The organism is Streptomyces sp. NPDC006510 (assembly GCF_040611955.1).
Classification (GTDB): Bacteria; Actinomycetota; Actinomycetes; order Streptomycetales; family Streptomycetaceae; genus Streptomyces.
The window spans coordinates 1-12,040 of sequence record NZ_JBEXPH010000087.1 but is presented as its reverse complement, the minus strand read 5'-3'; the positions used below and the strand labels follow the sequence as shown (position 1 = coordinate 12,040).

At 70.5% G+C, this 12,040-nt stretch carries 12 protein-coding genes and 1 pseudogene; 11 read left to right on the top strand and 2 right to left on the bottom strand.

Annotated elements, in window-relative coordinates:
- Positions 1 to 98 precede the first annotated feature (98 nt).
- The 9 genes from ABZY11_RS24620 to ABZY11_RS24580 all read left to right on the top strand — a co-directional run bounded on the left by ABZY11_RS24620 (position 99) and on the right by ABZY11_RS24580 (position 8,741).
- Entirely contained in the window at positions 99 to 1,373 is a 1,275-nt protein-coding gene (locus ABZY11_RS24620; protein WP_356481229.1) for a lactonase family protein, read from the top strand.
- 99 nt (positions 1,374 to 1,472) lie between these two features.
- Complete coding sequence (locus tag ABZY11_RS24615) at positions 1,473 to 1,724, top strand: hypothetical protein (protein ID WP_356481228.1); 252 nt, start codon at positions 1,473 to 1,475, stop codon at positions 1,722 to 1,724.
- Complete coding sequence (locus ABZY11_RS24610; protein ID WP_356481227.1) at positions 1,721 to 2,098, top strand: helix-turn-helix domain-containing protein; 378 nt, start codon at positions 1,721 to 1,723, stop codon at positions 2,096 to 2,098. Before ABZY11_RS24615 ends, ABZY11_RS24610 begins: the two co-directional genes overlap by 4 nt.
- 202 nt (positions 2,099 to 2,300) lie before the next feature.
- The gene (gene uraD, locus ABZY11_RS24605; protein ID WP_356481226.1) at positions 2,301 to 2,810 is read left to right on the top strand and encodes a 2-oxo-4-hydroxy-4-carboxy-5-ureidoimidazoline decarboxylase; all 510 of its coding nucleotides are present in this window, start codon (positions 2,301 to 2,303) and stop codon (positions 2,808 to 2,810) included.
- Positions 2,811 to 2,815: 5 nt separating this feature from the next.
- Positions 2,816 to 3,208, top strand: a complete 393-nt coding sequence (gene uraH, locus ABZY11_RS24600; RefSeq protein ID WP_356481225.1) for a hydroxyisourate hydrolase — start codon at positions 2,816 to 2,818, stop codon at positions 3,206 to 3,208.
- Between the two features lie 5 nt (positions 3,209 to 3,213).
- Positions 3,214 to 4,146, top strand: coding sequence for a factor-independent urate hydroxylase (gene pucL, locus ABZY11_RS24595; RefSeq protein ID WP_356481224.1), 933 nt, complete (start codon positions 3,214 to 3,216; stop codon positions 4,144 to 4,146).
- Between the two features lie 67 nt (positions 4,147 to 4,213).
- Positions 4,214 to 5,611, top strand: a complete 1,398-nt coding sequence (locus ABZY11_RS24590; protein ID WP_356481223.1) for a nucleobase:cation symporter-2 family protein — start codon at positions 4,214 to 4,216, stop codon at positions 5,609 to 5,611.
- A gap of 45 nt (positions 5,612 to 5,656) precedes the next feature.
- Positions 5,657 to 7,048 carry an 8-oxoguanine deaminase gene (locus ABZY11_RS24585; RefSeq protein WP_356481222.1) on the top strand — a complete coding sequence of 464 codons (1,392 nt, stop codon included), beginning with the start codon at positions 5,657 to 5,659 and terminating at the stop codon, positions 7,046 to 7,048.
- Between the two features lie 244 nt (positions 7,049 to 7,292).
- The gene (locus ABZY11_RS24580) at positions 7,293 to 8,741 is read left to right on the top strand and encodes a nucleobase:cation symporter-2 family protein (protein ID WP_356481221.1); all 1,449 of its coding nucleotides are present in this window, start codon (positions 7,293 to 7,295) and stop codon (positions 8,739 to 8,741) included.
- A 114-nt stretch (positions 8,742 to 8,855) separates the two neighbouring features.
- Here the strand turns inward: ABZY11_RS24580 and ABZY11_RS24575 are convergent, their stop codons facing one another.
- Positions 8,856 to 9,734, bottom strand: coding sequence for a chitosanase (locus ABZY11_RS24575; RefSeq protein ID WP_356481220.1), 879 nt, complete (start codon positions 9,732 to 9,734; stop codon positions 8,856 to 8,858).
- 253 nt (positions 9,735 to 9,987) lie between these two features.
- Entirely contained in the window at positions 9,988 to 10,296 is a 309-nt protein-coding gene (locus tag ABZY11_RS24570; RefSeq protein ID WP_356481219.1) for an SH3 domain-containing protein, read from the bottom strand.
- A gap of 327 nt (positions 10,297 to 10,623) precedes the next feature.
- Here ABZY11_RS24570 and ABZY11_RS24565 point away from each other — a divergent pair, with 327 nt between their 5' ends.
- Both ABZY11_RS24565 and ABZY11_RS24560 read left to right on the top strand, forming a co-directional pair.
- A complete protein-coding gene (locus ABZY11_RS24565; protein WP_356481218.1) occupies positions 10,624 to 11,307 on the top strand; it encodes an alpha/beta hydrolase in 684 nt (227 codons plus the stop codon).
- A 49-nt stretch (positions 11,308 to 11,356) separates the two neighbouring features.
- Positions 11,357 to 12,040, top strand: a pseudogene (locus ABZY11_RS24560) (hypothetical protein); the annotation flags it as partial.

The window sequence follows — 12,040 nt, the reverse complement described above, 5'->3', positions numbered from 1 at the left end:
CAAGGTGGGCCCCAATTGCCCGGTTGCCGATGGGGTCCGGTGCGCGCCAGGGTTGCTGGTGCGACCGATGCCACCGACCCCCACACGAGGTGCCTCGCATGAACCACGCCACCAGCCGGCGCACCGTCCTCGGAGCCCTGTTCGCGGGCGCGGCCCTGTCGGTGGCTCCCGCGCCGCCCGGCTCCCCGGGGTCCGCGCCGGCCCCCGCGTCCGCGGTCGGTCCGCGCCCACGTACCCCCCGGCGGCTGCTGCTCGGCACGTACACCTCGGCCGAGGGCGGCGGCACCGGAATCGGGACGGCGGCCTACGACTCCGCCACCGGGGTGATCGTCGCCGGTCCCGTGATCGAGGGCGTGGCCAACCCCTCGTACCTGGCCATGCACCCTTCGGGCGCCACCGTCTACGCCGTCGACGAGCAGGACGCGGGCGGCGTGACGGCCGTGGCCCTGGCACCGGACGGCACCCACCGGGTGCTGGGCACGCGCGGCACGGGCGGGGCCGGGCCCACCCATCTCTCCGTCCATCCCACGGGAAGGTGGCTGCTCACCGCGAACTACACCTCGGGCAGCGTCGTGGTGCACCCGATCCGGGCCGACGGCTCACTGGGGGAGCACACGGACCTGGTCGCCCACACCGCTCCGCCGCCCGGCCCCGGCCAGGACGGGCCGCACGCCCACCAGATCGTCACCACCCCCGACGGCAACCACGTCCTCGCCGTGGACCTCGGAAACGACGCCGTGTACACGTACCGGCTGGACGAGAAGCGCGGCACGCTCGGCCGGGTCTCCCACGCGTCGCTGCGCCCCGGGGCCGGACCCCGGCACCTCACCTTCCACCCCGGCGGCCGCTTCGCCTACCTGGCCTGCGAGGCCGACAACACCGCGGTCGTCTGCGGCTACGACCCGGCCACCGGCACCCTGTCCCCGGGCGCCCCGCAGCCCACCGGGACCGGCCCCGGCGCTCCGGGGAAACCCTCCACGGACGGCAACCACCCACGCCCCCGGCCCACGCCGGCCGCGGACCGGGGCGACGCAGGAACCAGCTACCCCGCGCAGTTCCTGGTCACCGCCGACGGCCGGTTCGCCTACCTCGCCAACCGGGGCCACAACAGCCTGACCCGGTACGCCGTCGAGGACGACGGGGCCGTGCTGCGCCTGCTCGGCACCGTGCCCGTCGGCGGCGACTTCCCCCGGCAGATCGCCTTCTCGCCCGACGGGAAACTGCTCTTCGCGGCCAACCAGAAGTCGAGCACGGTGACCGCCTTCCGGGTCGACGCCCGAGACGGCGGCCTGACCCGCACCGGCCAGGCGTTCGCCGCCCCGGTCGCCGTCTGCGTACTGCCGTACCCGAACGCCCGCCCGGCCGGGCGCTGAGGGCGGATCCGACGCCCGACGGCCCCGGCATGCGTCGGTTAGGGTCAGGCCCGAGCCGCGGGCTTCACAGCGACGTGGCGAACGCATGAGGGAGGCACAGTGCGCTTGAGAGTGGAGTTCACCACCGAGCCCTTCGATCTCGACGAGGCGCCCGCCCACGCGGTCGTGGCCCGCGAGGTCATCCAGTCGGCCGACCTGGACGCCGTGGACGTCGGCCCCTTCGGCAATACGGCGGAGGGCGGCGCGGACGAGGTGCTCACCGCGGTGGACTCGCTGCTGCGCCGGGCTCTGGCATCCGGTGCCACCCGGGTGTCCCTCCAGGTCAATGTGATCGGGGAGGACTCCCAGTGACCGAACCGGCGGACCACCCGCTCGTCACCGCGGTCAAGCCGCTCGTCGACGCCATGGGCGCCGAGCTGCTCGGGCCCGAGCATGCGCAGCCCGACGATGTCGTGCTGGCCTGGGAGGGCGAGGACGTCATAGCCGTCCGGCTGCCCCAGCTCTCGGAGTCGCTCGATCACATCCTGGCCGCCATGGAGCGCCGGCACGGCATGCCGCTCGCCGAGCTGGACCGCAGGACCAAGCAGTCGGTGGTGCGGAGCCTGGAGGCACGTGGTGCCTTCTCGGTGCGGCACGGTGTGGAGACGGTGGCGGGCGCGCTGGGGGTCAGCCGCTTCACCGTCTACAACTACCTGAACAGGGAAAATGCCGCCAAAGCCGAGTAGTTGAGGCGGTAGGTGAGCGAAGGCCGTGGAAGAGCGCGGCGGGCCGTCGTCCGGAGCACCGGGCGACGGCTTTTTACATTCGCGTAATTTCAACAAAGTGTTGACGTGATGTTGTGGAGGGCGTTAGCTATCCGCAGCCCGACCGACGCGAAGCGAAAACGCACAGCGAAAACGCACAGCGAAAACAGCCACGGAGGCTCCCGTGACTTCGAGCTCCACGCCGGGCCTCGCCCGGTTCAACACCCTGGCGGACGACGAGGCCACCGCCACGTTGCACGAGGTGTGCGCAAGCGCGGCATGGGGAAGAGCGATCCTCTCCCGACGCCCGTACGCCACCGCGGAAGCCCTCCTTCGTGCCGGTGACGCCGCCACGGCCGCGCTGACCCCGGAGGATCTGGCCGACGCGATGGCCGGTCACCCGCCGATCGGCCGCCCGAAGCCCGGAGACCCGACCTCCTCCCGCGAACAGCGGGGGATGGCCGGCGCCACCGAGGAACTCAAGGCCGAGATGCTCGAACTGAACCTGGCCTACCAGGAGCGGTTCGGACATGTCTTCCTGATCTGCGCCACCGGAGCCACCGGTGAGCAGATGCGCGACGCGGTGAAGTCCCGGATCGGGAACTCGCCCGAGCAGGAGCGCGGGATCGTGCGCACCGAGCTGGGCAAGATCAACCGCATCCGGCTGACCCGTCTCGTAACCGAAGGAGAGTGACGGTCTTGAGCACCGACACCACCGCATCGGTGTCCACCCACATCCTGGACACCAGCATCGGCCGCCCTGCCGCGGCCGTCGCCATCACGCTCGCCGCCCGCAGCGGCAGCGGTGCACCGTGGGCGACGCTCGGCGGATCCACGACCGACGCGGACGGGCGATGCAAGGACCTGCCGGCTCTGCCGGAGGGCACCACCCATGTACGTCTCGACTTCGAGACCGAGGCGTACTTCGCAGCCAAGAAGCAAGCCGAGGCGCAGCAGGACGCCCCCCGCGTAAGGGACAGCGGTGCGTTCTTCCCGGAAGTGGCGATCACCTTCGCCGTCGTACCGGGCGAGCACTATCACGTACCGCTGCTGCTCAACCCGTTCGGCTACTCCGTATACCGAGGGAGCTAGCAGACATGCCCACGATTCTCGGCCAGAACCAGTACGGCAAAGCAGAGAACCGCGTCGTCAAGATCACGAGGGACGGCGACACCCACCACATCAAGGACCTGAACGTCTCCGTCGCCCTCTCCGGCGACCTGGACGACGTCCACTACAACGGCTCGAACGCCAACTGCCTTCCGACGGACACCACGAAGAACACCTGCTTCGCGTTCGCCAAGCAATACGGCATCGAGTCGGCCGAGCAGTACGGCATCCACCTCGCCCGGCACTTCGTGGACAGCCAGCCCTCGATCCACCGCGCGCGCATCCGCATCGAGGAGTACTCCTGGGAGCGCATCGCCGGCTCCGACGGCAACTCCAAGTTCATCGGCGCCGACGAGGTCAAGCACTCCTTCGTACGCAAGGGCCAGGAGACCCGCCTGGCGCAGATCACGTACGACGGCGAGAAGTTCGAAGTCCTGTCCGGGCTCAAGGACCTGACCGTGATGAACTCCACGAACTCCGAGTTCTGGGGCTACATCAAGGACAGGTACACGACGCTCCAGGAGGACTACGACCGCATCCTCGCCACGTCCCTGTCGACGTGGTGGCGGCACAACTGGACCTGTGACGAGCAGCGCATGCCGCAGTGGGAGAGGTCCTACGAGCAGGCCAGGAAGCACATCCTGCACGCGTTCGTGGAGACGTACTCGCTCTCGCTCCAGCAGACGCTGTACCAGATGGGTTCGCGGGTCATCGACAACCGCAGCGAGATCGACGAGATCCGCTTCTCCGCCCCCAACAAGCACCACTTCCGGCAGGACCTCTCCGCCTTCGGCCTGGAGAACGAAGCCAAGGACGGCGCCGTGTACTACGCCGCCGACCGCCCCTACGGCCTGATCGAGGCCACCATCCTGCGCGACGGCTGCGAGCCGCACATCCCGGTCGACATGACCAACCTCTGACGCGGGGCGCGCATCCCCGCCGCCCGCAGTCGGCGGGGATGCGCCACACCGGAGGGAACAACCAGCCATGGCAACGCCTGCAAAAGGGCCGGCAGAAGGCCCGTGTTCCACCCGGCCGGAAGGACCCGAGGTCCACCCGGTCGACCAGAAGCTCCACCCCTCGCGGCTCGTCCCCGCCGCGCTCCAGCACATCGCCGCCATGTACGCGGGTGTGGTCACGCCCCCGCTCATCATCGGCCAGGCCGTCCGCCTGGACACCGCGGGCCAGACCCGGCTCATCGCCGCGAGTCTGCTCATCGCCGGTGCGGCCACCCTCCTGCAGACCCTCGGCGTCAAGGGCTTCGTCGGCAACCGGCTGCCCTTCGTCAACGCCGCCTCCTCGGCCGGCATCGCGCCGATGCTCGCCATCGCCGAGACCAACGCCACGGGTGACCAACTCCCGGCCGTCTACGGCGCGGTGATGGTCGCCGGCGTGTTCTGTCTCGCCATCGGACCGTTCTTCGGCAAGCTCCTGCGCTTCTTCCCGCCGCTCGTCACAGGCGTCGTCATCACCCTCATCGGGGTGACTCTGATGCCGGTGCCGGTCGCCTGGGCACAGGGCGGCGACAAGACGGCCGCCGACTTCGGAGGCATGAAGTACCTGGCACTCGCCGCCTTCACACTGGTTGTCATCCTGCTGATCCAGCGCTTCGGCCGCGGCTTCGTCAAACAAGTAGCCCTTCTTCTGGGCCTGTTGATCGGAACCCTGGCCGCGATTCCGTTCGGCATGGCGGACTTCGGGGCGCTCGGCTCGGCCCCGGTCGCCGCGCTGCCGACGCCCTTCGCGTTCGGTGCGCCCGAATTCCAGCCCGCCGCGATCATCTCGCTCTGCCTGGTGACGCTCGTCCTGATGACGGAGTCCAGCGCCGGAATGCTCGCCATCGGCGAGATCTGCGAGCGCGAGACCGATGGCAGGACCATCACCCGGGGCCTGCGCACCGACGGCATCGCCACCCTCCTCGGTCCCGTCCTCGGCGGCTTCCCCACCTCCGCCTTCGCCCAGAACGTCGGCGTCGTCTCACTGACCAAGGTCCGCAGCCGCTACGTCGTCGCCGTCGCGGGAGGCGCACTCCTGGTCCTCGGCGTCTTCCCGGTGCTCGGCGCGGTGGTCTCCACGGTGCCGATGCCGGTCCTCGGCGGCGCGGGCATCGTCCTCTTCGGCTCCATCGCGGTCAGCGGCATCCGTACGCTGTCGGAGGCCGGCCTCGACGACAGCTCCAACATCATCCTGGTCGCCGTCTCGCTCGGCGCGGGCATCGTCCCGCTCGCCGCGCCCACCTTCTACATCGACTTCCCGGCCTGGGCGCAGACCGTGCTCGGCTCCGGCATCAGCGCGGGCGCCCTGGTCGCGGTGTCGCTGAACCTGTTCTTCCACCATCTCGGCACCCGTGGCGGCGCGTCCGCCCCGGCACTCAAATCCTCCTAGGGTCCTGCCGTGCCCACACCGCCACCCACCCCGGAAGGAAGCACCATGGCACCTTCGGCAGACCCCGTATCCCGCATCGTCATCGAGAACGTGGCCATCGCCACGGTCGACGCCCACGACACCGAGTACGCCTCGGGCCACCTCGTCGTCGCGGGCAACAAGATCGAGTCCATCGGCGCAGGCCGGGCCCCCGAGGGCCTGGAGAACGTCGTACGCCGCATCGACGGCACCGGGCACCTGGCCACCCCCGGCCTGATCAACACGCACCACCACTTCTACCAGTGGATCACCCGGGGCCTCGCCACCGACCACAACCTGTTCGACTGGCTGGTCGCCCTCTACCCGACGTGGGCCCGCATCGACGAGCCGATGGTCCGGGCCGCCGCCCGGGGCTCGCTCGCCATGATGGCCCGCGGCGGCGTCACCACCGCCATGGACCACCACTACGTCTACCCGCGGGGATCCGGCGATCTGTCCGGCGTCATCATCGCGGCCGCCCGCGACATGGGCGTACGGTTCACCCTCGCCCGCGGGTCCATGGACCGCAGCGTCAAGGACGGCGGGCTGCCGCCGGACTTCGCCGTGGAGACCCTCGACGGCGCGCTCGCCGGCACCGAGGCGACCATCGACGCGCACCACGACGCGTCCTTCGACGCGATGACCCAGGTCGCGGCCGCACCCTGTTCCCCATTCTCCATCTCCACCGAACTGCTGCGGCAGGGCGCCGAGCTGGCCCGCCGCAAGGGAGTGCGCATGCACACCCACGGCTCGGAGACGGTGGAGGAGGAGAAGTTCTGCCACGAGCTGTTCGGGATGGGGCCGACCGACTACTTCGAGTCCACCGGCTGGCTCGGCGACGACGTGTGGATGGCGCACTGCGTCCACATGAACGACTCCGACATCGCCGCCTTCGCGCGCACCGGAACCGGTGTCGCGCACTGCCCCTCGTCCAACGCCCGGCTCGCCGCGGGCATCGCCCGGGTCCCCGACATGCTCGCGGCCGGCGTCCCGGTCGGCCTCGGTGTCGACGGCACCGCCTCCAACGAGTCCGGCGAACTCCACACCGAACTGCGCAACGCCCTTCTCATCAACCGCCTCGGCGCCCACCGCGAGAAGGCCCTGAACGCGCGTCAGGCCCTGCGCCTGGGCACGTACGGTGGCGCCCAGGTGCTCGGCCGTGCCGAGCAGATCGGCTCCCTGGAACCCGGCAAGCTCGCCGACCTGGTGCTCTGGAAGCTCGACACCCTCGCCCACGCCTCCATCGCCGACCCGGTGACCGCCCTCGTCTTCGGCGCCGCGGCCCCCGTCACCCTCTCCCTCGTCAACGGCAAGCCGGTCGTCGAGGACAACCACCTGATCACCGCGGACGAGGACGCCATCGCCCGCGCCACCCGCGACGAGGCCCGCCGCCTCGCCCGGATCGCCGCCGGAGCCTGACGCTCCGCGGCACCCCCGATACCGGCCGGCCGAGGGGGACGGCCCTCGGCCGGCCGCCGTGGACCCGAGCGGGGTCCACGGCAACCGGTGCAGGGGTGCGTGCCTGACGCACGCGCCCCCGTACCGGCGCTCAAAGCTGCCCGCACCAGCTGCACGACCTGCCCCACCTGCACCAACGCACCACTTGCACCACCTCCCTGACACCCACGTCGCCGCAGACGTGTACCCGACCGGAGGAACCGCCGTGGCAGCTACGCCCAGGTTTCGCAACGACGCAGACGCAGCATCCGATGCCGACCCCCACCTCACCGCCGAGTCGGCCTCGACGGACCGGAAACACCCGGTCGACGAGACGCTTCCGCCACTGAAGATGTTCACCAGCGGCCTCCAGCACGTGGCCGCGATGTACGCGGGCGTGGTGGCCCCGCCCATGATCGTGGGGCCCGCCGTGGGCCTCACCGCCAAGGAGACCGCCTTCCTGATGGGGGCGAGCCTGTTCACCGCGGGCATAGCCACCCTGCTCCAGACCCTCGGCTTCTGGCGGATCGGCGCCCGGCTGCCGTTCGTCAACGGCGTCTCGTTCGCCGGGGTCACCCCGATGGTGGCGATCGGCAAGGACCGGGGGCACGACGGCATCGCCGTCATCTTCGGCGCGATCATCGTCGCCAGCCTGCTCGGCTTCCTGCTGGCCCCGTACTTCTGCAAACTGGTCCGATTCTTCCCACCCGTGGTCACCGGCACCGTGATCACCCTGATCGGTGTCTCGCTGCTGCCGGTCGCCTTCAACTGGTCCCAGGGCGGCAACGCCAAGGCGGCCGACTACGGCTCCACGACCAACATCACCATGGCCGCGGTCACGTTGGTGATCGTCCTCGCGCTGCGCAAACTGCTGCGGGGCTTCCTCCAGCAGATCGCCATCCTGCTCGGACTGATCGTCGGCACCCTGATCGCGATCCCGGTCGACATCACCGACTTCGGAGCCATCAAGGACGCCGACCTGATCGGCTTCCCGACGCCGTTCCACTTCGGGGCGCCGCAGTTCGAGATCGCCGCGATCGTCTCCATGAGCATCGTGATGCTGGTCTGCATGACCGAGTCCACCGCGGACATGCTCGCGCTCGGCAGGATCGTCGGCCGGCCGGCGGACGAGCGGACCATCGAGGGCGGCCTGCGCGCCGACACCCTGGGCAGTGCCATCAGCCCGCTCTTCAACGGCTTCATGTGCAGTGCCTTCGCCCAGAACATCGGTCTCGTCGCGATGACGAAGGTCCGCAGCCGCTTCGTGGTGGCCGCCGGCGGCGGCATCCTGATCCTGCTCGGGCTGGTCCCCGTCGCGGCGTCCGTCATCGCGCTCGTCCCGCTGCCGGTCCTCGGTGGTGCGGGCATCGTGCTCTTCGGTTCGGTCGCCGCGAGCGGCATCCAGACCCTGGCGACCGCCGCGCTGGAGAAGGGCGAGAACGCGCTGATCGTGGCCGCGGCCGTGGGCATCGGCCTGATCCCGATCGCCGCGCCGGAGTTCTACCACGCGTTCCCGAAGGATCTGCTCGTGGTGCTCGACTCCGGGATCTCGACCGGCTGCGTGGTGGCGATCGTGCTCAACCTGGCCTTCAACCACCTCGGCAGGAAGCCGGATCAGGAGGCGTCGGAGCGGGAGCAGAGCCCGGCGGCCGCGGAACCGGTGGCCGCGCACTGATCCTCACCGGCCCGTACCGTACCGGGTCCGGCCCGACCCGGTACGGCGCTGTGGCGCGTACGGCGACCCTCGCGGGTGCTGCCGTACGCGCCACAGCCGTGTCCCGCGGGTGCGTCAGCCGATGTGGTAGCTGTCGCCGTACACCTTCCAGTCGAGCGGCGGGTCCAGGTTCAGGTTGCCCTTCTTCAGGAAGACCCGCTGGGCGGTGTCCACGCGGCTGGTGTCCTCGTGGGCCTCCTCCTGCTTCATCGCCCAGACGCGGGCGTCGAGGAAGGCGTTGAGGTACGTGACCTCGTTGCCGCCCCGGGACGGCGGCTTCGCCTTCGAGAGGGCCCGCTTGCGGATGGAGCTGAAGCTGGTGCTGTCGCCGCCGTCGCCGTGCATGACGATGGCGTCGTAGTACGCGAACTGGCCCAGCGTGCCGATGCCGTCGGCCTTGCCCTGCTTGACGGCCGGGTTGAAGTAGACCCGGTCCCGCTCGTCGTTCTGCGCCTGCTTGAACGCCGAGTCGGAGGCCGCCTTCACCCAGTCCTTGGTGAAGTTCGGGTCGAGGCCGCTGTGCGAGGGGGTGCCGTTGACCTTCCGCAGCGCGGGGAGGTACTTGGCGAGGACGTTGCCGGGCTTGCGCTCGGTGTACAGCTCGACGAGGTCGAGCATGTCGCCCGTACCGGAACAGAAACCGATGATGCCCGCGGTGTAGCCGCGGTCGTCGTCGATGTCCTCGATGTACTTGTACTGGGACTTCCAGTTGAGGGAGGAATTCTCGGCGCTGGAGACCAGTTGCATGGCGATCTCCTTCTTCGCCGGATCGTCCAGCCCGGCAGCGGCGGCGGCCTTCGGAGCCGCCGCTGCCGGCTCGGGGGCCGCCTGGTGTGAGAGGCCACCGGCGTAGGCGGTGACGGGAATGGCCGTGAGGGCCAGTCCGACCGCGATGACCGTGATGCGCACGGGGCGGGTGTTGCGACGTGCGGCGCGCTTATGGGGAGCGTGCACCAGTCCTCCAAAGGGAGTTCTTCGTTCCGACGGTCTGTTAGGAAGCTTTCCTATCAGAGTGGAGGATGGTCGTACACCCCTCCGGCGCCGGGGACTTGAGAACTTCTCGGGGCCGAGGAACGGGGGCCGCCCGGCCGGACCGCTTCTCCTGGGACACGGGAAGCCCCGCAATACGGAAGCCCCGCACCGCGCGGAAGGCGCGATGCGGGGCCGAGGCGGGGTCCGGCCTGCGGGCCGGGGTGTTCCGGCGGACTCAGCAGTCGAGGTAGGCCACGTGGATCCAGACGCCCGTCGAGCCGCCCCACAGGTCACCCATGACCCAGTTGCCCTGCTGGCCACGGTAGTTGAGGTTCTGGCCCCGGTTCACCCGGCCCAGGACCGGGTACTCGGTGCCCGGTCCGCCGCGGAAGTTCACCCCGTTGTCGTTGACGGTGCAGACCGCTGCGGGCGCCTTCGCGGCCTGCACGGCGGCGGGGCTCTGCGCGGCCTGGGCGGCGGGGCTCATGGCCAGCCCGAGACCGGCGGTCAGCACCGTCGCGGCCAGCATCATCTTCTTCATCATGCGGAACTCTCCTCCGTATTCCGGCCCACGTCGGCGTGAGCCGTCCGTCAGCCCCAACGGAGCCGCCGACCGGCCGGTCACGGGGCGGGACCGGTCTTCGGGAAGCAGTGAAAGCGCAGGTCATGCGGTGTGCGCACCGGCGTGCGCAGGCACCGGGGCGGACGCTTCCCGCGCCCGCCGATCACGGGTTTGAGGGGGAGCGGAACCGTTGACCGCCGCCACACCCAAGCCACATCCAGGCCGGACGTCCGCCGGTCGCCCGCCGGGCAGCGGCCACCGCGCGGGCGGCGGAACGATCTGTTCCCATGCGCCTGTAGCGTCAGGGGTATGGAAGATCAGTCTGTAGTGGATGTCGGCGACGTACGACTGGCGTACCGGACCTGGGGCGACCCCTTCGGCTCGCCCGTGGTCCTGCTGCACGGCCTCGGCGGCTCCGCCGCGAGCTGGGAGGCGGTCGGCGGCCTGCTCGGCGAACAGTGGCGGGTGTACGCCCTCGACCTGCGCGGACACGGCGAGAGCGACTGGCCGGACGAGTACTCCTTCGAGCTGATGCGGGACGACGTCCTCGGCTTCCTGGACGAGTGCGAGCTCGACCGGGTCGGCCTGGTCGGCCACTCCATGGGCGGGGTCGTCGCCCATCTGCTCGCCCAGGAGCACGCGGACCGGGTGGAGCGACTGGTCCTGGTGGAGACCCCGCCGCCGTTCCCGAGCGAGCCGAAGCCGGCCGCCGAACCGGAAGGGCCGGTGGACTACGACTGGGCCGTCGTCGCTCCCATCCGGGCCGAGGTGGCCGACCCCGACCCCGAGTGGGCGGCCGGCCTCGGCGAGATCGTCACGCCGACGCTGATGATCTCTGGCGGCCCGGAGTCCACCATGCCCCAGGGGCGCCTCCAGGACATGGCCTCGCTGATCCCGGACTGCCGGCTGATCACGATCGGGGGCGGCCACCGGGTGCACGAGATCCACCCCGACCAGGTCGCCCAGCAGATCACGGAGTTCTTCACCAGCTGAGGACCGGCGGCCGGGGGCGTTGTCAGTGCTGGGTGGCATGATCCGCTTCATGGATCTCGCAGCGTTCTTCGCCGACGTCGATGCCCAGCCGTGGGCGGATCTGCAGCATGCCTACGGGAGTGCGGCCGACATCCCCGACCACCTCCGGGCGCTCGCCGGGGGGAGCGAGGACGCCGCGTCCGAAGCGGTTTCCGAGCTGTACGGCAGCATCCTGCACCAGGGTTCGGTCTACGGGGCCACGGCCCGCGCCGTTCCGTACCTCGCACAGCTCGCCGGGGCCGGGTACCGCACGGAGGACCTGCTGGTACTGCTCGGCGGCATAGCGGAGGGCGGCGCGGACGGCGGCGACAGCGACGAAGCCGCCTGCCGGACGGCCGTCGTCGGTCAGCTGCCACTGATCCTCACGACGGCCGACGCCGAGGATCCGGGGCTCCGGAGCGCCACGGTGTGGGCCGCCGCGATGACGGGCGCGGCCGGGCAGGTGCTGCCGGTGCTCCACCGGCGCCGGAAGACCGAGACGGAGCCCCTGGTGCGGGCCGAACTGCTGGGTGCCATGGCACATCTGGACCCGTCGGGTACGGCCGCCGCGGCGACCGCGGCCATCGGTTCGGACGAGCCCGGTGAAGTGCGGATCGCGGCGCTGCTGGCCTGCGTCGACGGCGGGCTGCCGTGGGGCCCCGCGCACCACGGGGCGATGCTGTCCCTCCTGCCCGCGAACGACCTCGTCGAGGGC